The sequence below is a fragment of the Streptomyces sp. NPDC001513 genome, assembly GCF_042894695.1.
Lineage (GTDB): Bacteria > Actinomycetota > Actinomycetes > Streptomycetales > Streptomycetaceae > Streptomyces.
Genome location: NZ_JBIAVU010000016.1, coordinates 180,472 through 201,428, shown reverse-complemented (window position 1 = coordinate 201,428; position 20,957 = coordinate 180,472). Strand labels below are relative to the sequence as shown.

Genomic DNA, 20,957 nt, shown 5'->3' with positions numbered 1-20,957 from the left:
ATGACGTGGGTGGCCGCGGTCGCGCGGTTGCGGGAACGCCGGGAACCCGGCGTGCTCGTGACCGTGGCGACCGTCCGCGGGCATGCGCCCCGCCGGGCCGGGGCCAAGCTCCTCGTGGGGCGGACCGAGACCTGGGGGTCGATCGGCGGCGGCAACATCGAGGCCGTCGCCATCGACCGGGCGCGCGAGCTGACCGGCGCGGCCCGCCCGGAGCCGGAACTCATGGAGTTCGCCCTCAACGACAAGGTCACCGGCCCCCACGGCGTGCAGTGCTGCGGCGGAGCCGTCACCGTCCTGCTCGAACCGCTGCCGGTGGTCGAGGCGGTGGCGGTCTTCGGCGTCGGGCACGTCGGTCTGGAGCTGGCCCGCATCCTGGCCCGCCAGCACCTCGATCTGCACCTGATCGACTCCCGCCCCGACATGCTCACTGGCGAACGGCTCGGCGTGCTCGCGGATGCGGTGGCGCAGATCCACGTGCACCACACCCCGCTGCTGCCGGAGGAGGTGCTCGGGGAGCTGCCGCCCGGCACCCACGTACTGATCATGACCCACGATCACGCCGAGGACGCCGCGCTGTGCGACGCCGCGTTGCGCACCGCCGGTCTCGGCTCGATCGGGCTGATCGGCTCGGCCGCCAAATGGGCGAGGTTCCGCCGGCGCCTGGCCACCGAGGGCGGCCACGACACCACCGCCATCGATCGGATCAAGACCCCGATCGGAATCCCCGGGATCGCCGGCAAGGAACCCGCCACGATCGCGTTGAGCGTGGCGGCGGACCTGCTCCGGACCTTCGAACGCGCCGGGTCCTGAGGGGTGCCCCCGGGCCGCACGTGCCGGGGGCACCCCCTCGTCCGGCTCAACCCGCCCGGTGCACCGCTCCCGCCGCATGGGCGCGGACCAGGGCCAGGTAGTCGGCCGCCAGGCGGTGGCAGTCGCCGGGCCACCGCGCGGAGACGTAGTTGCCGTCCTTGACGGTGAAGCCGCGTCCGGGCCGGGCGGCGGTGTCGCGCAGCGGCAGCGGCGGGCCGGCGAGGAAGTGGCGCGGGTCGGCGAGCGCCGCGGTGACCTCCTGCTGCACGGTGGTGCGGTACGTGCGGTAGTAGCGCCCCAGCCAGAGCCGGGTGAGGTTCCATCCGGTCAGCTCCAGCAGGGACGTCAGAGCGGTCGTCCGCCGGCCGTGGAGGACCGAGCGCCCGGTGGCGGGATCCTTGGCCCGGGCCGCGAGCAGCACGCCGTGGCAGACCGCTCCCACCGGCAGCCCCCGGGTGAAGAGCCGGGCGAACAGCTGCTGGGCGGTGGCGTCCTCGAGCAGCGTCCGCATGCCCGCGGCGTGGCCGCCGGGTACGAAAAGGCCCGTGAAGGCGGCCGGGTCCGCTTCCGCGGACGCTGCGGACTCCGCGTGTTCCGCGGACTGCGCGTACGAGGAGGGGGCGAGGAAGTGGGGGTCCTCGGTGAGGCGCCGGTAGGCGGCCAGTTCGGCGCGGCGGGTCATCAGCCAGGGCGACAGCCAGGAGAACCCGAGGTCCGTGAGCCGGGGGTCGGCGAGCGCGACCTTCCCGCCGGGGGTGGCGAACCGCACCTCGAAGCCGGCGTCCCGCAGCGCGGCCCAGGGCACCGCCGCCTCGGTGGGGTCGTAGTCGCCTGCGGGAAGCAGGAAGAGGATCACGGTGTACTCCCTCGGTGTCCGAAGGCCGACCTTAGGAGCGGTTTGCGGCGCCGTCATTGACTCCGGCGGCCAATCCCTTGACTCCCCGAACCCGCTCCCCGGACCCGTTCTCCGGACCCATCCGCCGCTGGCGTCCCCCGGACGGTGTTGACGGGGATGGTGTGCCCGCATTGACTGGCGGCCGTGTCCGCCACCGAGTCGCCCTCCGTCACCGCGTGTTACGCCCTCGCCGTCCTGAACGCGACGGCCGAGGGCGAAAGCGGGTCGTCCGGTTCCTGGGCCCTGCCCACGGACCGGCTGGAGTACGGCGAGATGCGCGCGCTCTGGGACACGGTGCTCGACGCGGGGGATGCCGGCCCGCACACCGGGCTCCTCGTGGGCGCCCGCATCCGGCCCGAAGGCCTGCACATCCTGGGTCACCTCGTCCTCACCTGCGCCAGCCTCGCGGACGCCGCGCGGGCGGCCGAGCGCTACCACCCGCTGGTGAGCCAGGCGGGCACGGTGACCCTGCACCGCGGCGGGGGCGTCGGCCGGATCCGCTACCGGCCGACCGTCGCCCCGGCCACCATGCACCCCCAGCAGGTGGAGGCGGTCGTCAGCATCATGGTGCGGGCGGCCCGCTGGATCGCCGGCGACGACTGGGCGCCCCTGGCCGTGTCGTTCGCCCACCCCCGGGCGGGCTCGGCCGAGCCCTACGCCCGCGTCTTCGGCTGCCCCGTCACCTTCGACTCCCCGGAGACCGCGATCACGGTCGCCGACGAGGACCTCGACCGGCGCCGCCCCCTCTACGATCCGGCGCTCAACTCCCTGCACCGGGCCTACGCCGACCGGCTCCTGCACCGGCTGTCCGCGGCCCCGACCGTGGCCGAGCACGTGCGGCAGTGGCTGGAACACGCCGCGCTCGAGGACGCGGGCCCCGGGGGCCCCGCCAAGGAGCTCAGCCTGAGCGTCCGGACCCTGCGCCGGGCCCTGCACGCCGAGGGCACGTCGTGGCGCGCCCTCCTCGACTCGGCCCGACACGGCCGGGCCAGGCGGCTGCTGGAGACCACGCCCCTGCCGCTGGACCGGATCGCCCCTCTCGTCGGCCTGAGCGGCGCGACGGCCCTGGTCCGCGCCTTCACCCGGTGGGAGGGCATGCCTCCCGGGGCGTACCGCGTCCGGCGCCGGCCCGCGCCCCCGGATCGTGACGGGGCCGGCCGCGGGTGAGGCACCTCACCGCGGGCGGGGCGCCGGCCGAACGCCTCCGTTGCTAGATTGTCCGGCGGCCGGCTCCAAGGCCCCGGACGAGATGCGCCGTACCCGGTCACGCACGACGACGCGCGAGATGCTGCACGAGCAGCGCCTTACGCTGTCCGCACCCGGGCAGCGTCCTCGTCGAGCAGGATGGGCCGAACGCCATGACCGTGCCACTCACCAGCAGCCTGTACCGGACGACCGCGCATGCCGCGGGAGGCCGTACCGGGTCCGTCCGCACGGACGACGGGCGCCTGGACGTCCGCCTCGCCCCGCCGCGCAAGAAGGTCCCCGGGACCACCAACCCGGAGCAGCTGTTCGCGGCCGGTTTCGCCGCCTGCTTCACCTCCGCGCTCGCGGAGGTCGCCGCCGAGTTCGGGGCGGACGCCACCGCCGCGCGCGTGGCCTGCGAAGTGCGGCTCGGCACCACGGACACGCCCGCGGGCTACGGCCTCGCGGTGGCCCTCACCGTCAGCCTGCCGGGGTGGCGGGCGGTGGACCTCCAGCCGCTGCTGCACCGCGCGGACGCGGTCTGCCCCTACTCCCAGGCCGTACGCGGCAACGTACCGCTGACGCTGCTGGCCGTGGACGACCCCGCCGCCGATGACCGCGCCTGAGCCGGTGCCGGCGGGTCCCGTCCCGGGCGGACCCGGCATCCCGGTGCCCGAGTACGGCGCCTGGCTGCGGCGCGGCATCAGCCGCGACGGCGGGCCCCTGATCGAGGACGACGAAGTGGTGTGGCTGCAGGCCGGGCCGTACTACGCCGACAGCCGGGGCTTCGCCGGTACGACGTCCTTCGACGGCTCCCGGGTGCGCTTCCACCACGTCACGGGCGAGCCCGGCGAGGACACCGGCACCTTCCGGCGGGAGGGTGCGGACCTCGTCGAGTGGGGCACCAACCCGGACGGCGGCACCTTCCTGGAGGTCTGGACCCCGCTGCCCGGCGCCGACGGTGTCACCGGCTCCTGGTCCGGCCCTGACCACCACGTGGTGCGCGTCGGCCGGCACGTGGTGCACGTCGACTCCCGTACGGGTACGTACTGGCGGCTGTGACTCCGCGAGGGGCGCCGTGCCCGGCCGCCGGCGTCACGGTGCGTCGGCTCCCCGCGCGCCGGCGTCACGGTGCGTCGGACGAGTCCCGTCGCGTGCGGGTGTCGAGGACCCCGGCAGTGAACTCCGCCAGCTGCGCGCGCAGTTCCTCGCGCGGCACCCCCTTGTCTCCGACCAGGTAGGCGACGAGGTCGGCCCGGGTGGCGGCGAGCAGGGCGTGGGCGGTGAAGCCGGTGTCGGCCGGGCCCGGGATCTGCTCCAGCAGGTCCCGGAGCAGGGCGTGCCACCGCTCGTAGTGCGCCGTCCGGTAGGGGCTGTCCGCGCCGGTTCCCTCCAGGGCGAGCGCGAGGTGGCGGTTGTCGAGCTTGAAGCACAGGACGGCGTCCAGCAGGGCGGGCACGCGCCGGCGCGGCGGGGTGGTGGGCCCCAGCGGTGGCGGACCGTCCTCGACGGCGCTCCTGACCGGTTCGAGCCGTGCCTCGTACAGCGCGCCGATCAGCCCGGTGCGGTCGCCGAAGGCACGGAAGAGCGTTCCCTTGCCGACGCCCGCCGCTGCCGCGATATCGGCCATCGTCACGTCCTCGGGGCTCCGGCAGTGGGTGAAGAGCTCGTCGGCGGCGGCGAAGACGGCTGCCCGGTTGCGGGCCGCGTCCTTGCGGGGGCTGCGCTGTTCGGTCATCGATTCCTCCGGTTGCAATGCGGACCGGCGGTCCGTATCGTTCACCGAAGAAACGGACCGCTGGTCCGTATCGTACGGGACGGAGTACCCCCATGCCCACGACCACCGCACCGGCGGATCTGTACCGCCACGGCCTGCGCCTGCTCCTGGCCAAGGACATTCCCGGCTGGGTCGGCCTCTGGGCCGACGAGGGCGTGATGGAGTTCCCCTTCGCTCCCCCGGGATGGCCCGCACGGCTGGACGGCCGGGAAGCCATCGCCGCCTACATGCGCGACTACCCCGACCACATCGACCTGCACGACTTCCCCGACGTACGGATCCACGAGAGCACCGAGGCCGGGACCATCGTGGTCGAGATGCGCGGTGTGGGCCGCCTCGTCGCGACGGACAGCCCCTTCGACATGACGTACATCGCCGTCGTGACCGTCCGGGACGGACGGTTCACCTCCTACCGCGACTACTGGAACCCCCTCGCCGTCCAGGCGGCCGGGACGGACTTCACGGGGAGCGGCGCCCGATGAACCCCACCGGAACCACCCTGGTCATCGGTGCCACCGGCACCACCGGCGGCCGGACCGCCGCGCAGCTGATCGCCGCCGGCCACCGGGTCCGGGCGGCCGGCCGTCGAGCCACCCCGCTCCCGGGAGCGGACCCGGTCCGCTTCGACTGGTACGACGCCACCACCTTCGGCGACGCCCTCGACGGGGTCGACCGCGCCTACCTCGTCCCGCCCGTCGGCGATCCGGACCCGGCCGCGGTCATGCTGCCCTTCCTCCGGGAGGCCCGCGCCGCCGGCGTACGCCGCGCCGTCCTCCTCAGCTCCTCGGCCATCCCCGAGGGCGGCCCGGCGGTGGGGGCGGTGCACCGGGCGCTGCCCGGCCTGTTCGAGCAGTGGGCGGTCCTGCGGCCCTCCTGGTTCATGCAGAACTTCACCGGCACGCACGCACACGCCGACAGCATTCGCGCCGAAGGGCTCATCCGGACGGCGGCCGGGACCGGCCGGGTCGGCTTCGTCGACGCCGACGACATCGCCGCCGTCGCCGTACGCGCCCTGACGGACGACCGGGCACCCAACGCCGACCTGGTCCTGACCGGCCCGGAGGCACTCGGCCACGACGACATCGCCGCGATCGTCACCCAGGTCACCGGCCGCCCGGTGGTCCACCACCGCCTGGCCTACGAGGACATGCGCGACCGGCTGGCCGCGGTGATACCGGCGGAGTTCGCCGCGATGCTGGCCGCGATGGACCGCGCCATCGCCGAGGGGGCCGAGGACCGCACCACCGACACCGTCGAGCGCCTCACCGGCCGCCCGCCGAACCCGTTCCGGGTGGTCGCCGAACGGGAGCTGCGGGCCGGGCCAGTTCTGCGCGGATGAGCGTGTCGAGCCGCCGCCACGCCGGGGAGGACTCGTTGACGGTGCCCTGGACGAGGGCGGGGATGTCGGATTCCGCTCCCAGCCAGGCCGGTTCGTCGGGTCCGTAGCGGGCCCGGGTGGCCGCGGCGATCCGGTGGGCGAGGTCCTCGACGCGGGGGTCGTCGACGTCGAGGTCGTACGCCCGGTCGTAGTCGAGGAAGAGCTGCCGTGGCTCCGGATCGGCCAAGGTCCGGGCCTGATCGCGGAAAAGTGCGTCCGCGTGCTCCGCATGGGTGGCGAACACCAGGATCCACAGGTCGCGCTGCAGGTCCACCCAGCGAGGCGTGAACCCCCACGAGGCCAGGTGCTCCAGATGGGTGGCGACGCCCTCGGGCAGGGGCGCCAGACGCCCGGCGGCGAGCCGGCGCAGGCGCCCTTGTGTGGCCCGCAGGCCGCGGATGCGCACCCTGAGCTCGTCGTCGATCTCGCGCAGCGCCTGCCCGAACTCCTCGGGCGTCGCCGCGCGCAGGTCCCGGATGCGGGCCAGCGGGACGCCTGATTCGGCGAGCGTCCGGATCTTGATCAGGTCGATGGCGTCCTGGGCGCCGTACCGCCGGTAGCCGGACGCGTCACGTTCGGGCTCGGGAAGCAGGCCCTTGTCGTGATAGACGCGGATGGTCTTGACCGACACGCCGACGTACCCGGCCAGCTGCCCAATGGTGATCATCCCACCATCGTCCCACTTGACCCTTCCCCTGGGGCAGGGTTGCAGCATGGGGCCATGGCACACATGAATGTTGATCGTGAGACGTTGCGCGAGCTGGCCGACGAAGGCAACGAGGCTGCCCTGGACCGGCTGGCCGACCTGGCCGACGCGGAGGACGAGGTCGACCAGCTGAGTGAACTCCTGGACGAGGGGTCCGCTCGCGCCGGCTTCCTGCTGACCCGCCGCGCGGTCGCCTCCGGCGACCTGCGCGAGCTGCAACGGATCTCGGACGCCGGGTACGAGGAAGCCGGGAACGAGCTGGACCGGCTGCTGCGGGCACCGTCCGACGGACCTCGGGAGTGAGGAGCGGACCGGCGCGCCCCACACCGCCGGTCCGTCTCACCCGATGACCGCGGTCCTCACCCGAGGCCGGGGATGGTGGACACCACCAGGTCGATGACCTTGATGCCGATGAACGGCAGGATGAGGCCGCCGAGGCCGTAGACACCGAGGTTGCGGCGCAGGAGGTCGTGCGCGGAGGCGGGCTTGTAGCGGACGCCGCGCAAGGCGAGCGGGATCAGCGCGATGATGATCAGGGCGTTGAAGATGATCGCCGAGGTGATGGCGGAAGTCGGGCTGCTCAGCCCCATGATGTTGAGCGCGCCGAGCCCCGGGTAGGCGGCGGCGAACATGGCGGGGATGATCGCGAAGTACTTCGCGACGTCGTTCGTGATCGAGAAGGTGGTCAGGGCTCCTCGGGTGATGAGGAGCTGCTTGCCGACCTCCACGATGTCGATGAGCTTGGTCGGATTGGAGTCCAGGTCCACCATGTTCCCGGCCTCCTTGGCGGCCGAGGTACCCGTGTTCATCGCGACACCGACATCGGCCTGCGCGAGCGCCGGGGCGTCGTTCGTACCGTCACCCGTCATGGCGACCAGCTTGCCGCCGGCCTGCTCCCGCTGGATGAGGGCCATCTTGTCCTCGGGCGTGGCCTCGGCCAGGTACTCGTCGACGCCCGCCTCCTGCGCGATGGCCCGGGCCGTCAGTTCGTTGTCCCCGGTCACCATGACCGTACGGATACCCATGCTGCGCAGTTCGGCGAACCGCTCCCGGATGCCCTCTTTGACGACGTCCTTGAGGTGGATGATGCCGAGGACCCGCGGCCCGTCCCAGTCGTGGACCGCCACCAGCAGCGGGGTGCCCCCGGACTCGGACACGGAGGCCGACCATGCGACGGCCTCGGGCGGTACGGTCCCTCCCCGGGCCTCCACCCATTCGCAGACCTGCTTGACCGCGCCCTTGCGGATGGCGCAGCCGGCGCCGTTGTCCCAGCTCAGGTTGATGCCGCTCATGCGGGTGCGGGCGCTGAACTCGGTGAAGAGGGGGTTGCTCAGGGTCTCCCGGGCGACGGGCTGAAGCCCGTACCGCAGCGCCAGGTCCACGACGGACCGGCCCTCGGGGGTCTCGTCGGCGAGCGAGGACAGCTGGGCGGCGTCCGCGAGCTTGATCTGGTCGATTCCGGGGAGCGGGATGAAGGCCCCGGCTTCCCGGTTGCCGTGGGTGATGGTGCCGGTCTTGTCGAGGAGGAGGGTGTTCACGTCCCCGGCCGCCTCGACGGCGCGGCCACTCATCGCGATGACGTTGCGCTGGACGAGACGGTCCATGCCCGCGATGCCGATCGCGGAGAGCAACGCCCCGATGGTCGTGGGGATGAGGGTGACGAGGAGGGCGACCAGCACGGTCGTCGACTGGGCGGCGCCCGCGTACGAGGCCATCGGCTGGAGGCTGACCACGATCAGGATGAAGATCACCGTGAGGGCGGCCAGCAGGATGTTCAGTGCGATCTCGTTCGGCGTCTTCTGCCGGGACGCGCCTTCGACCAGCGCGATCATCCGGTCCATGAAGCTGTTGCCGGGGCGCGAGCTGACACGTACGACGATCGAGTCGGACAGCACGGTCGTACCGCCCGTGACCCCGGACTTGTCGCCTCCCGACTCCCGCAGCACGGGCGCCGATTCACCGGTGACGGCGGACTCGTCCACCATGGCCGCTCCGTCGACCACGTCCCCGTCGGCGGGGATCAGCTCCCCCGCCTCGACGAGGACGAAGTCGAAGGGCCGCAGCTCGGCGGGGGTCACCATTTCGGTCTCGGCGTGGCGCAGGTTCGTCCCGTACGTCCAGTGTTCGAGGCGGACCGCGACCGTGTCGGTCCGTGCCTTGCGCAGCGATGCCGCCTGGGCGCGGCCGCGGCCCTCGGCGACCGCCTCGGCGAGGTTGGCGAAGAGGACCGTCAGCCAGAGCCAGGCGCTGATCACCCAGGTGAAGACGGACGGGTGGATGAGCGCCGACAGCGTGGTGAGCACGGATCCGACCGCGACGACGAACAGCACCGGCTTCTTCACCAGCTCACGCGGGTGGAGCTTGCCCACGGCTTCCCAGGCCGATGCCGCCAGGAGCTCCGGCTCCAGCATGTTCACCTGACCGGAACGTTTCCGGGACGGCCGGTCGGCCGGAGTCCGCGGAGGGGTCCCGAGACCCGGAGGAACGTGGTGCGCGGTGGCGGGAGACATGAAGCGACCTTCTGGCTCGTGGATTCGGCTGGGCACCCCCCTCGGGCAAGGGGCAGGTGCGGGTGAAGCGGTGCGAGTGGGTGTCGCCGCCGGGGACTGTCTCCATCGACCCCCTCGGCCGTCCTATGGACATTCGATCTTCCCCGGCGGCGCAACAGGCAGGAAGCTACTGCCCGTTCCGGAGGCATCCGCCATCCGGTCCGGGGAATTGCCACCTTCTTGACGGCGGCGTACGAGCCGCGTCAAGCCGCCGCCAAGGGCCCGTCAATGCGAACCGCACGCTCGGGCAGCACACTCGAGCCGCCCGGCCCCCGGTATCCCCACACCGGAGAGCCGGACGGCTCATGTGTTGTGCGACAGATGACCGGCACGCGGTGGCACCGGTCCGTACCCCCACGGTGGGACCATGTGCTGCTGCTCCGGGCGATGTTCAGGTCACCGCCCACGAGCCACGTGCCGCGTGCCGCCGGTCCGTCTCCCGGTCCGTCGCCCCACCACTCTGCGCCCGGCCGACGACCCTGACAGCACTCCTTGACGGGTTCCTTCCGCACGCGAGTCGATCTTTGACGCAGCCCTGACGACCAGGGCGTTCCTCATGGCCAACCGGGCCGGACCCTTCAAGCCCTCGCCCACGCCCGCCACCACCCCGTGGAGCCCGGCGCCGTACGACTTCTCCCGGCCCTCGCCCTCGAGCAGCCCCGCACCCTGGCCTTCCCTCCCGCCCACCGCCACCCCGTAGGCCACCGGAACGGGACGAGCCGGAGGAGCTGCGGGAGGGAGCCCGCGCGGTCATTCCGGGTCGCGGTTGAAGCGCGCCATCGACCAGCGGTAGCCGAGCGCGATCAGGGCCACGCACCAGCCGATCGCGATCCACCCGTTGTTGCCGATCTCGGTGCCGAGCAGCAGGCCGCGCAGGGTCTCGATGGCCGGTGTGAAGGGCTGGTACTCGGCGATCGGCTGGAACCAGCCCGGCATGGTGTCGGCCGGGATGAAGGCGCTGGAGATCAGCGGGAGGAGGATCAGCGGCATGGCCATGTTGCCGGCCGCCTCGGGGTTCGGGCTGGCCATGCCCATGCCGACGGCGATCCAGGTGAGCGCCAGGGCGAACAGCGCGAGCAGCCCGAGCGCCGCCAGCCACTCCAGGGCCGTGGCGTCGGTGGAACGGAAGCCGATGGCCACGCCGACGGCGCCGACGAGGACCACGCTGGCGATCGACTGCAGCACGCTGCCGATGACGTGCCCGATGATCACGGAGCCGCGGTAGACCGCCATCGTCCGGAAGCGGTCGATGAGGCCCTCGGTCATGTCCATGGAGACGTAGACCGCGGCCCCGATCACGGTGCTGCCGATGGTCATCAGCAGGATGCCCGGGACGATGTACGCGACGTAGTCGGAACGGTCGGCGCCGCCGCCACCGATGCCGGCGCTCATCACGTCGCCGAAGATGTAGACGAAGAGCAGCAGCATCATGATCGGCGTGAGCAGCAGGTTCAGGGTCCCGGACGGGTAGCGCCACGCGTGGAGGAGGTTGCGGCGCAGCATGGTGGTGGAGTCGCGGAGGGCGAGGGTGAGGGAGCTCATCGGAGGTTCTCCTTGGCCTGGTTGGGCTGGCTGGGCTGGTTGGGGATGGTGTGGGCGCCGGCGGTGTGGGTGCTGCCGGTGAGGGCGAAGAAGACGTCGTCGAGGTCGGGGGTGTGGACGGTCAGTTCGTCGGCTTCGATGCCGGCGGAGTCCAGGCGGTCGAGGAGGGTGCGCAGTTCGCGCTGGCTGCCGTCGCTGGGGATCTGGAGGGAGAGGGCCTCGTCGTCCCGGGTGGTGTCGGGGAGGGCGAGGGCGGCGGCGCGGTGGGCGGCCGGGTCGGCGAAGCGCAGGCGGACGTGTCCGCCGGGGATGAGTCGTTTGAGTTCTTCGGCGGTGCCTTCGGCGACGATCTTGCCGTTGTTGAGGACGGCGATGCGGTCGGCGAGTTCGTCGGCCTCTTCCAGGTACTGGGTGGTGAGGAAGACGGTGACGCCGCCGGTGACGAGTTCGCGGATGATCTGCCACATGTTGTGCCGGGAGCGCGGGTCGAGGCCGGTGGTCGGCTCGTCGAGGAAGATGATCCGCGGGCTGCCGACCAGGGTCATCGCGATGTCCAGGCGGCGCTTCATGCCGCCGGAGTAGGTGGAGGCGGGCTTCTTCGCGGCCTCGACGAGGTCGAAGCGTTCCAGCAGCTCGGCCGTGACCCGCCGTCCCTCGCGCTTGGACAGGTGGTGCAGGTCCGCCATCAGGAGCATGTTCTCCTCGCCGGTGATCAGCCCGTCCACCGCGGAGAACTGCCCGGTGACACCGATCGCGGCCCGCACCGCCTGCGGGGCGGCGGCCAGATCGTGGCCGCCGACGTGGACCTCACCGGTGCCCGGACCGGCGGAGACGAGGGTGGAGAGGATCTTCACGGCGGTCGTCTTGCCCGCGCCGTTCGGGCCGAGCAGGGAGAAGACCGTTCCTTCGGGGACGGTCAGGTCGACTCCGTCGAGCACGAGCTTGTCGCCGTACGACTTGCGCAGCCCGACGGCGGAGACGGCGGCGGCCGGCGACGGGCGACCGCCACCGCGCTTGGATGTGGGCATGACAAATGAAGGCATGGGCCCTCCCGTTTCGATGGATTGAAGTGGTCGAGCGAATCAATGAGTTGAGTACTGCTCTTCTGCGCGGGCGATGAGCGGGGAGCAGGAGGCAGGCCGGCGGGACATCCGCGATCCGGCACCCCCGCGTGGACCAGCTCGACCATGGAACACCTCCTCCCCGAGCTATTCAGTGCTACCGACTACCGGTACAACGTAACGCCGGGTACCGGTACTTAGCAATACCGACTAGCGAGAGGGAGTGACACGCACCATCGGGGTCACGCCGGACCCACGCGGGGTCGCCCTTCGGGACCGCGTTGAGCATGGTGTCCACTCGCGGGCACGTCCGGGGCAAGCTGGTCATCACCGCCAACCGAAACCCGTCCGGAGACGCACGGCGGTGTCGCGGCTGCGGCACACCAGCGTCAACTCCGTGCCTGGAGCGACCCATTCGACACACCCGCCGGGCAGCCGGCGCCCTGGGCGTTGTACGGCGGTCGGGTGGAACCGCCGCCTCCGGCGGTGCGCGTCCGGCGAGCCGCCGAGGTGCCGCCGCGGCAGTGGCCGGAAGCTGTGGCCCGTCACGAAGGGTGACCGAGCCAGGGCGAGCAGCGGCAGAGGGGTCTGCATGTCGACATTCACATGGGGTGCGCGCAGGGTTCGAGGACGAGTCGCGCGAGGCGGCCGCCGGCGCCGCGCCGACCGGATCGGCGTGGCGGTGGCCCTCGGCCTGGCGCTCGCTGTGGCCCTGCCGGGAGCGGCACTGGCCGCCCCGGGCGATCCGGATCCCACGTTCGGCGGCGGCGACGGGATCGTGACCACCGACCTCGGCGCCTCCGAAGCCGCCGCCGACATGGTGGTGCAGCCCGACGGCAAGATCGTCGCCGTGGGCGGTGACGCATCGGACTTCATCGGCAATTTCGCGGCCGTCCGCTACAACGCCGACGGCAGCCTCGACACCACGTTCGGCAACGGCGGACGGGTGTCCACCGACATCGCGGGCGGCTCCGACACGGCCAACGGCGTCGCCCTCCAGGCCGACGGCAAGATCGTCGTCGTGGGCATCAGCGAGAACCTCGAAGGCGGCATCGCCTGGTTCACGGTGGTCCGCTACCACCCGGACGGCAGCCTGGACACGACCTTCGACGGCGACGGCAAGGCGGTCACCGACTTCGGGGGCGGTGGCGCCGACCAGGGCTCCGACGTGGCGGTGCAGGCCGACGGCAAGATCGTCGCCGCCGGCGGGGTCGGCGGGGTGTTCGCCCTGGCCCGGTACAACGCCCTCGACGGCAGCCTGGACACCACCTTCGACGGCGACGGCAAGGTGTTCACCGACTTCGGAGGTCTCCAGGAGGGCAGCACGGCGTACGGTCTGGCCCTGCAGGCCGACGGCAGGATCGTCGCCGCCGGCGACACGACCGAGGGCCTCGTACGGGACTTCGCGCTGGCCCGGTACAACGCCGACGGCAGTCCGGACACGAGCTTCAGCGGCGACGGCAGGGTGACCACCGACCTGGCGGCGATGGACACCGCCCAGGACGTGGCGGTGCAGGCCGACGGCAGGATCGTGGCCGTGGGCGGCTCCGGTGCGGGTGTGTTCTCGCTGGCCCGCTACAACGCCGGCGGCACCCTCGACACCACCTTCGACGGCGACGGCAGGGTGACCACCAACCTCGGTGGGCCCCAGGGCGGCAGCTCGGCGTACGACGTGGTCCAGCAGTCCGACGGCAAGCTCGTCGCCGTCGGTGGCGGCAACGGCGACTTCGCGCTGGCCCGCTACCTCACCAACGGCAGCCTGGACACGGGCTTCGGCGGGGGCGACGGCTCGGTCGCCACGAACCTCGGGGGCGCCGACCTGGCCCAATCGGTGGCGCTTCTGCCCGACGGCAGGCTCGTCGCCGCAGGCGGCGGCGGGGCGGGCGAGGACTTCGCGCTGGTCGGGTACGAGGGCGGCGGCACCACTCCGCCGCCTCCGCCGAGTGCGGACTTGGCCGTCACCGTGTCCGGTCCCGGCACCGTCAGCATCGGCGACCAGGCGACCTACACGGTGACCGTGCGCAACACCAGCACCACCACCCCCGCGACGGCGGTCACGCTGGCCGACACCCTCACCGGAGCCGGCGGCACCATCCTGTCGGCCGTGCCCGGCCAGGGCAGCTGCACGAGGACCGCCACCAGCGCGAGCTGCACCCTGGGCACCCTCGCCGCCGGCGCCTCCGCCACCGTGACCGTGGTGGCCGAGCCCCGCAGCACCGGCACCCTCTCCGACACCGCCACGGCGGACGCGGCGGAGACCGACCCGGTGCCCGGCAACGACAGGGCCACGGCGAACAGCACCGTGAACAACGCCCGCGGCTGCACGATCATCGGTACCAGCGGCGCGGACACCCTGAACGGCGGCTACTTCGCCGACGTGATCTGCGGTCTCGGCGGCAACGACACGATCCGCCCGGGCTACGGCAACGACACCGTCCACGGCGGCGCGGGCAACGACAACATCGACGGCGGCTACGGCGACGACACGCTGGTCGGCGGCGCCGGGAACGACACCCTGCTGGGGTACTACGGCAACGACCGGCTCAACACGGTGGACGCCGTCGCCGGCAACGACACGGCGAACGGCGGCCTCGGCACCGACACCTGCACGACCGACCCGGGCGACGCCCGCATCAGCTGCCCGTAGGCCGTCTCTTCCGGATCCGGGTCTGCGCCCCGGGCGGGACCGGCGTCCTCGACGCCGGCCTTCCCGCCCGGGGCGCACTCGCGGGACACTGTGACCGACGCCTGAAGCGGATCCGGATGGCGCAACGCCTCTGGCTCCCGTTCCGGACATCGATCAGCATGAGGGCAGCGGGACCGGCGGACGAGATGGGCACGCATGCGCGCCACCGAGAGCGACCAGGACTATCCCTTCGCTGCCACGAACACGGCCGCGGCACTGCTGGACGCCGCGGGGACGGTCCTCGCATGGACACCGGCGGCCGAAGCCCTCCTCGACCGCCGGTCCGCGGACGTGTGCGGCCGGCCGGCACGGGACCTCCTGGCGGACGCCGGCAGCTGGGAAGCCGTGCTGGCCCAGGCCGGGCAGGGTCGGCAGGAGGGCCGGGAGGACTGGGCGGACCGGCAGGGCCAGGACGGCCCGGTGGGCTGGGAGGGCCGGGCCACGCTGCGGCACGGCTCAGGACGTGAGCTGGAGATCGGCTTGCGCGTCATCCCGCTGAACGACGGCGCTCGCGAGGGCACGGCCCGCTGCCTCGTACTCGGCGCACCGCTGGAGCTGGTCGCCCGCTGGCGGCAGGACCATGCCTTCACGCAGGAACTGTTCCTGCAGGGCCGCGTGGGCCTGGCCGTCTTCGACGCGGACCTGCGCCTGCTGCGGACGAACTCGCACCTGCTGCCGTACACCGGGGTGCCGATCGACCTGTCCGGCCGGCGCCTGGCCGACTTCCTGTGGGCGGAGGACGCGCGGATCATCGACGACCGGCTGCGGGAGGTCATGCGCAGCGGGATCCCCCTGGTCGGTCTCAACACGACGGTGCGCACCCTGGACGACCCGAGGGGCGGCCGGGTGGTGACCATCCAGGCGTTCCGGCTGCAGGAACCCGACGGGCATCCGATGGGTGTGGCGGCGGTGTTCACCGACGTCACCGACCACGAGCGGTCGCGTGGGCGGCTGGACCTGCTGTACCGGGCGACCGGAGCGCTGGGCGGTTCGCTGTCCGTCCTGCGCACCGTGGAGGACCTGGTCAAGGTCCTGACGCCCGCGTTCGGCGATTGCGCGGCGGTGGATCTCGCGGAGACCGTTCTGACCGGTGGTGAACCACCCGCTGACGGGCGGCTCACGCTGCCCCTGATCCGGCTGGCCGTCGCCGGAGCGGAATCGGCGGCGCTGCGTACGGGGACGGCCCAGTTCCCCGCTCCTCTCGCCGCGGCCGTTCCCGACCCGGGCGGGACCGAGGCGGGCGGGACCGAGGCGGGCGGGCCCGAAACGGTCGCGCCCCAGGAGCGGGGGTGCCGGGGAGAGCTGATCACCAGCCTCGGAACCCGGTCCACCGGGCCCGGGGACGACGCGGCCCCGGAGTGGGCCACGACCGTCCCGGGTGCCCATTCGGCGATGACGGCGCCGCTGTGCGCACGGGGCATCAGGTTCGGAAGGCTCACCCTCTGGCGCACGGGGGACGCTCCCCCACCGGACGAGGACGACCTGGCCCTGCTGGAGGAGATCGCCGCCCGTGCGGCCGTCGCCGTGGACAACGCGCGGCGGTACACCAAGGAACGCCGCACCGCCGTGGGCCTGCAGCGCAGCCTCCTGCCGCCGGCCACCTCGGAGCGGCCCGCGCTGGAGGCCGCCGGTCTCTACCTGCCCGCCGACGCGGACAGCGGAGTGGGCGGCGACTGGTTCGACGTCATCCCGCTGTCGTCGGCCCGGGTCGCCCTGGTGGTCGGCGACGTCGCCGGTCACGGGCTGCACGCCACGGCCATGATGGGCCGCCTGCGCAGCGCCGTACGCGCGATGGCGGACCTGGAACTGGAACCGGAGGAACTCCTGGCGCACGTGGACGACATGGTGCTCCAGGTCGCCGCCGAGGCCGAGAGCGACGACCCGGACGACGCCGACGCGGGCATACCGGTGCCCAGCGGACCGGCCGGGGCCACCTGCCTGTACGCCGTCTACGACCCGGTCACCCGAACGTGCGTCATGGCGAGCGCCGGGCACCCGCCGCCGGCCGTGGTCAGCCCGGACGGCACGGTGGAGTACGTCGAACTGAGCCCCGGCCCGCCCCTGGGGGTCGGCGGCTGGCCCTTCGAGCCGGTCGAACGCGAACTGCCGCCGGGGAGCGTGCTCGCCCTGTACAGCGACGGCCTGATCGAGCGCGGCGAGGGGGACATCGACCAGGGCATGGACGACCTGGCGCAACGGCTGCTGCGCGCGGACGTACTCGGCCGGCCGCTGCGTCAGGCCCGGCACGACATCGTGGAAGGGCTGCCGCCGGGCAGGCTGAGGGACGACGTCACCCTCCTGTTGGCCCGTACCCGGGCGGTGGATCCCGGCTCCCTCGCGACCTGGTGGCTGGAGGCCGACCCGGCGGTCGTCGGTGACGCGCGCCATCTCGTCCTGGACCAGCTGACCGCCTGGGACCTCGACGAGCTGGCCTTCAGCACGGAGCTCATCGTCAGCGAGCTGGTCACCAACGCCATTCGCCACGCGGGCGGCGCGGTCCGCCTCCGCCTGATCCGGGCGGACACCCTGACGTGCGAAGTCTCGGACGCCAGCAATACGCAGCCGAGGATGCGGCGTGCGAGGAGCTCCGAGGAAGGCGGTCGCGGCCTGTACATCGTCGCCCAGCTATCGCACCGCTGGGGCAGCCGCTACACCAGGGGCGGCAAGACCGTCTGGTCCGAACAGAACCTGCCGCTTGCCTGATCGACGGGAATGCGCGGAAGTCCGGCGGAGCATTAAGGGGGAATCAACCGAACCTTAAGGCTGCCTGCGGTCTTCTCGTTCCCGCGTCGGTCAAGAGGGTCGGCCTGAACGCTGCACGCGTCGATCGCCTTCAGCGGGACGGCGTCCACCTGCGTCTTTGAACGTACTCCACGAGCCTCCAGCCGCTGCGGCATTCCATGCGCAGCACTCCGAAACCTCCGCACCGCCGGATTTGTAATGCCGCGACAAGGAATGAACTGGCGTGTGGCGCCGGGCGTATGCAGGACGGGGGAGACAGCGTCCATCGGATCGAGGAGTGTCAATGTCCCGCAAACGGACTATGAGTGTGATGAAGAAGCTCGTGCTCTCTGTCACCACGGGAACCCTGGTGACCGGAGGCGTCATCGTGACAGTGGCGACCGGCAATGCCTCCGTCCCCGACGTCGTGTGCCCGGGGTCGACGGTGACGTTGTCGGGCGAGGCGGGGCCGCCGGCGGCGACCAGCGGGACGTTCCCCGTCGGCACGAAGCTCAAGGTGACGAACCTCGACAACGGCCAAGCCACGACGGTGACGGTCAACGGTCCCTCAGGCAGCTGCGTCCTCCTCAACAACGCGGCCTTCGACAAGGTCCGCGAGCCCGGCAAGAACCTCATCCGCCGCGCACGCGTCGAGCGGGTGGGCGGCGGCGGCGCGCCGGCCGCGGGCGCGCCGGGCACGACAGGTGGGGCGGGCACGACAGGCGGATCGGGCACGACAGGTGCGGCGGGTGCATCCGGTGCGGCGGGTGGCCAGGCGCCGCCGGCCACCGGTGAGGTGGTGTGCCCGGGGTCGACGGTGACGTTGTCGGGCGAGGCCGGCGCCCCGGCGGCGACCAGCGGAACGTTCCCCGTCGGCACGAAGCTGAAGGTCACGAACCTCGACAACGGCCAAGCCACCACAGTGACGGTCAACGGTCCCTCAGGCAGCTGCGTCCTCCTCAACAACGCAGCCTTCGACAAGGTCCGCGAGCCCGGCAAGAACCTCATCCGCCGCGCACGCATCGAACGCGTGAGCTGAGGCTTTTGGGCCACTGAAGCCATGGCGGGGACACGGGCCACACCGTCCCCGCCATGGCGCCGAGGGCGGTGGAGCGAGGGAGCCGAGCGCCTCGGTCCGCGCGGCCCCGGCCCGCGGCGGTCTCGCCGCGGGATCGATCGGCTGGGTGCACTGTGCCGCCGCCCCGTGCGTCAGGCCGCGCCTCGAACCGATCACGCCCTAGCGTGGCCCGGGAGACAATCCCGGGCGGACCGCCGCCGGGATGCAGGCCCTACGGAGGCACCCTTGACCACGTCCCCCGCCCTCGCCGAGCTCACCGGGGACTACGTCCTCGACCCCGCCCACACCCGGATCGGCTTCATCGCCCGCCACGCCATGGTGACCAAGGTCCGCGGCGCGTTCCACCAGTTCGACGGCACCGCCCACCTGGACGGCGCCGACCCGGCCCGCTCGACCGCCCAGCTGGTGATCAAGGCCGAGAGCATCGACACCGGTGTCGAACAGCGCGACCAACACCTGCGCACCAACGACTTCCTGGACGTTCCCCACTTCCCCGACATCACCTTCCGCACCACCGCGGTCGAGTCGCTCTCCGGCACCGAGTACCGCGTCACCGGTGACCTGACCATCAAGGACACCACCCGCCCGATCAGCATCGACTTCGAGTACACGGGCACGGCGGTCGACCCCTTCGGCAACCGGCGCGTCGGCCTGGAGGGATCGGTGAGCATCTCCCGCAAGGAGTACGGCGTGACCTGGAACGCGGCCCTGGAAGGCGGCGGCGTCCTGGTCGGCGACAAGGTCGTCCTGGAGTTCGACATCTCCGCGATCAAGCAGGATTAGGCCTCTTCCGGGAGCCTCGCCGCCACGGGGGTCGAGTACCGGGCACGGCTGAGCTACCGAGGCCTCGTCCAGCTGCTCGGCTCGGTCAAGGCCGGGCAGCCGTCGGTGGTCCTCGGGAGCGCTCTCACCGCGCCCGGGTCGCCCGAATGCGCCACGGGGACCGGGCCGGAGCGTGGGCGGGCGGAGGTTCGATCCGCGGCGCATGACGGTCGTCACACCGCCTCCTCCACGGGGACGGGAAGACCGGTCGCGGAGACGGCCTCGTTCGCGGCTGCGGCCAGCTGGTCGTCGTCCTGGTCGGTCCCGGCCCAGGCCACGTGGCCGTCGGGGCGGACGAGTGCGGCGCGTACCCCGTTCCAGGCGGCCGGCAACGGGGTGGGCGCCGCGGTGTGGACGGCGGCTCCGGGCCGCGACAGGCGGGCGCCGAGCGTGCCGCAGGGCGTGAGGTCGAGCAGGAGGTGCGCGTCCGGGCGCAGGAGGGTCAGCAGTCCCCGGTCCGTGCCGGTGACGGCCAGGTCGGGGGCGCGGGTGCCGGTGAGCGGGTGCGCCCCGGGATCGGCGGCGGGGTAGCGGACGGAGAGGCCGGTGAGCCGTTCGGACAGGGCGCGGCCGAAATCCGGCCCGGTGGCGATCAGCCCGTCGAGCAGGGAGCGCAGGGCGAGTCCCTCGGGGGTGAAGGTGGTCATCAGCGCGGTCTGGGCGCGGCTGTGCTCCATCAACTGGACGCCCACCGGGTGGCGTTCGGTGTGGTAGGTGTCGAGCAGGCCGTCCGGCGCCCGGCCGCCGAGGGTCGCGGCCAGCTTCCAGCCGAGGTTGTGCGCGTCCTGGATGCCGACGTTCATGCCCACTCCCCCTGCGGGGTAGTGCTGGTGGGCGGCGTCGCCCGCCAGCAGGACGCGGCCTCGGCGGTACGCGGCGGCCAGTCGGGTGGCGTTGCCGAAGCGGGAGAGCCAGGACGCATCGCGCATGCCGAAGTCCTCGCCGGTGACGGCGGTGACCTTCTGCCGCAGCTCCTCCGATGTGAGGTCGCCGGGCCACTCGGTGGTGAGGCTGTCGGGGCTGACGCCGACGATGCGGTGGCGCCCGCCGGGCAGCGGGGCGATCAGCACCCCGCCGTGGCGGGTGAAGGCGCCGAAGCCGGTCCGCGGCGGGTCGTCGAGGGTGACGTCGCCGAGCCAGCCGACGACCGTGGACGGAGTGCCGGGGAAGTCGATGCCGGCGGCGGTGCGCACGGTGCTGCGGGTGCCGTCGCACCCGACGAGGTACGCCGCCCGCGTCTCGTACGGGCCCTGCGGTCCCTCCACCCGGACGGTCACCGATCCCGGGCCCTCGGTGAACCCGGTGACGCGCTGCCCGCGGAGGATGGTCGCCCCCAGCGAGAGGGCGAATTCCTGGAGCAGTTCCTCGGTACGGGCCTGCGGCAGGAAGAGGGTGTACGGGTACGGGGTGTCCAGGTCCCGGAAGTCGAGCCGGGTGTCGAGCATGGCGAAGTGGCCGTTCGGAATGCGCAGGCCCTCGGCGAGGAAGGGCCGGTGCGCCCCGCGCGAGGCCAGGACCTCGATGGTGCGGGGGTGGATGGTGAGCGCCTTGGAGCGCTGGTCGATCTCCGTGCGCGGTTCGATGACGGTGACCGGGACCCCGCCGAGGCGGAGTTCGGCTGCGAGCCAGAGGCCGACGGGGCCGCCGCCGGCGATGAGGACGTGCTGCTGCTGATGCTGGTGTTCCATGACTGCTCCCCAGTTCCTTGGTCAGTGACCAACAACCTCTGTCCGCAGTAAACTAGGTC

At 72.5% G+C, this 20,957-nt stretch carries 17 protein-coding genes, 1 pseudogene and 1 riboswitch; of the genes and pseudogenes, 11 read left to right on the top strand and 7 right to left on the bottom strand.

Annotated features, from left to right (window positions below; all coding sequences use genetic code 11):
* Positions 1-810: a xanthine dehydrogenase accessory protein XdhC gene (gene xdhC / locus ACFYZ4_RS32160; protein ID WP_390785532.1), complete on the top strand. Its 810-nt coding sequence runs from the start codon at positions 1-3 to the stop codon at positions 808-810.
* A 46-nt stretch (positions 811-856) separates the two neighbouring features.
* Here xdhC and ACFYZ4_RS32155 read toward each other — a convergent pair whose 3' ends face one another.
* Positions 857-1,666, bottom strand: coding sequence for a type 1 glutamine amidotransferase domain-containing protein (locus tag ACFYZ4_RS32155; protein ID WP_351300885.1), 810 nt, complete (start codon positions 1,664-1,666; stop codon positions 857-859).
* A 183-nt stretch (positions 1,667-1,849) separates the two neighbouring features.
* Between ACFYZ4_RS32155 and ACFYZ4_RS32150 the strand changes: the two genes are divergently transcribed.
* From ACFYZ4_RS32150 to ACFYZ4_RS32140, 3 genes are all read left to right on the top strand, one after another.
* Complete coding sequence (locus ACFYZ4_RS32150) at positions 1,850-2,872, top strand: AraC family transcriptional regulator (protein ID WP_390785512.1); 1,023 nt, start codon at positions 1,850-1,852, stop codon at positions 2,870-2,872.
* Positions 2,873-2,930: 58 nt separating this feature from the next.
* Positions 2,931-2,988: riboswitch (guanidine-III (ykkC-III) riboswitch) on the top strand.
* A 75-nt stretch (positions 2,989-3,063) separates the two neighbouring features.
* Positions 3,064-3,516, top strand: a complete 453-nt coding sequence (locus ACFYZ4_RS32145; protein WP_351300879.1) for an Ohr family peroxiredoxin — start codon at positions 3,064-3,066, stop codon at positions 3,514-3,516.
* The gene (locus ACFYZ4_RS32140; RefSeq protein WP_351300876.1) at positions 3,503-3,952 is read left to right on the top strand and encodes a hypothetical protein; all 450 of its coding nucleotides are present in this window, start codon (positions 3,503-3,505) and stop codon (positions 3,950-3,952) included. The genes ACFYZ4_RS32145 and ACFYZ4_RS32140 overlap by 14 nt, the downstream gene beginning before the upstream one ends.
* 64 nt (positions 3,953-4,016) lie before the next feature.
* On the opposite strand, the gene ACFYZ4_RS32135 is transcribed toward ACFYZ4_RS32140, so the two are convergent.
* Positions 4,017-4,628 carry a TetR/AcrR family transcriptional regulator gene (locus ACFYZ4_RS32135; protein ID WP_351300873.1) on the bottom strand — a complete coding sequence of 204 codons (612 nt, stop codon included), beginning with the start codon at positions 4,626-4,628 and terminating at the stop codon, positions 4,017-4,019.
* A 92-nt stretch (positions 4,629-4,720) separates the two neighbouring features.
* Here ACFYZ4_RS32135 and ACFYZ4_RS32130 point away from each other — a divergent pair, with 92 nt between their 5' ends.
* Together ACFYZ4_RS32130 and ACFYZ4_RS32125 are read left to right on the top strand one after the other, a co-directional pair.
* Entirely contained in the window at positions 4,721-5,149 is a 429-nt protein-coding gene (locus ACFYZ4_RS32130; protein WP_351300870.1) for a nuclear transport factor 2 family protein, read from the top strand.
* A complete protein-coding gene (locus ACFYZ4_RS32125; protein ID WP_351300867.1) occupies positions 5,146-6,006 on the top strand; it encodes an NAD(P)H-binding protein in 861 nt (286 codons plus the stop codon). Before ACFYZ4_RS32130 ends, ACFYZ4_RS32125 begins: the two co-directional genes overlap by 4 nt.
* Here ACFYZ4_RS32125 and ACFYZ4_RS32120 read toward each other — a convergent pair.
* A complete protein-coding gene (locus ACFYZ4_RS32120) occupies positions 5,930-6,712 on the bottom strand; it encodes a MerR family transcriptional regulator (RefSeq protein ID WP_351300864.1) in 783 nt (260 codons plus the stop codon). The two genes, ACFYZ4_RS32125 and ACFYZ4_RS32120, sit on opposite strands and share 77 nt — an antisense overlap.
* A 54-nt stretch (positions 6,713-6,766) precedes the next feature.
* Here ACFYZ4_RS32120 and ACFYZ4_RS32115 point away from each other — a divergent pair, with 54 nt between their 5' ends.
* Positions 6,767-7,054, top strand: a complete 288-nt coding sequence (locus ACFYZ4_RS32115) for a hypothetical protein (RefSeq protein WP_351300861.1) — start codon at positions 6,767-6,769, stop codon at positions 7,052-7,054.
* 56 nt (positions 7,055-7,110) lie between these two features.
* On the opposite strand, the gene kdpB is transcribed toward ACFYZ4_RS32115, so the two are convergent.
* The 3 genes from kdpB to ACFYZ4_RS32100 all read right to left on the bottom strand — a co-directional run bounded on the left by kdpB (position 7,111) and on the right by ACFYZ4_RS32100 (position 11,885).
* The gene (kdpB, locus tag ACFYZ4_RS32110; RefSeq protein WP_390785511.1) at positions 7,111-9,261 is read right to left on the bottom strand and encodes a potassium-transporting ATPase subunit KdpB; all 2,151 of its coding nucleotides are present in this window, start codon (positions 9,259-9,261) and stop codon (positions 7,111-7,113) included.
* A gap of 789 nt (positions 9,262-10,050) precedes the next feature.
* Complete coding sequence (locus ACFYZ4_RS32105) at positions 10,051-10,842, bottom strand: ABC transporter permease (protein ID WP_384348977.1); 792 nt, start codon at positions 10,840-10,842, stop codon at positions 10,051-10,053.
* The gene (locus ACFYZ4_RS32100) at positions 10,839-11,885 is read right to left on the bottom strand and encodes an ATP-binding cassette domain-containing protein (RefSeq protein ID WP_390785510.1); all 1,047 of its coding nucleotides are present in this window, start codon (positions 11,883-11,885) and stop codon (positions 10,839-10,841) included. The genes ACFYZ4_RS32105 and ACFYZ4_RS32100 overlap by 4 nt, the downstream gene beginning before the upstream one ends.
* 610 nt (positions 11,886-12,495) lie before the next feature.
* Here ACFYZ4_RS32100 and ACFYZ4_RS32095 point away from each other — a divergent pair.
* From ACFYZ4_RS32095 to ACFYZ4_RS32080, 4 genes and pseudogenes are all read left to right on the top strand, one after another.
* Positions 12,496-14,550, top strand: coding sequence for a calcium-binding protein (locus ACFYZ4_RS32095; RefSeq protein WP_390785509.1), 2,055 nt, complete (start codon positions 12,496-12,498; stop codon positions 14,548-14,550).
* Positions 14,551-14,745: 195 nt separating this feature from the next.
* Positions 14,746-17,292 carry a SpoIIE family protein phosphatase gene (locus ACFYZ4_RS32090; protein WP_390785508.1) on the top strand — a complete coding sequence of 849 codons (2,547 nt, stop codon included), beginning with the start codon at positions 14,746-14,748 and terminating at the stop codon, positions 17,290-17,292.
* 439 nt (positions 17,293-17,731) lie between these two features.
* Positions 17,732-17,974 (top strand): annotated as a pseudogene (locus ACFYZ4_RS32085) (hypothetical protein); the annotation flags it as partial.
* Between the two features lie 639 nt (positions 17,975-18,613).
* Positions 18,614-19,171, top strand: a complete 558-nt coding sequence (locus ACFYZ4_RS32080; RefSeq protein WP_390785507.1) for a YceI family protein — start codon at positions 18,614-18,616, stop codon at positions 19,169-19,171.
* A gap of 212 nt (positions 19,172-19,383) precedes the next feature.
* Here ACFYZ4_RS32080 and ACFYZ4_RS32075 read toward each other — a convergent pair whose 3' ends face one another.
* Positions 19,384-20,898: an FAD-dependent monooxygenase gene (locus ACFYZ4_RS32075; protein WP_390785506.1), complete on the bottom strand. Its 1,515-nt coding sequence runs from the start codon at positions 20,896-20,898 to the stop codon at positions 19,384-19,386.
* Between the last annotated feature and the right edge of the window lie 59 nt (positions 20,899-20,957).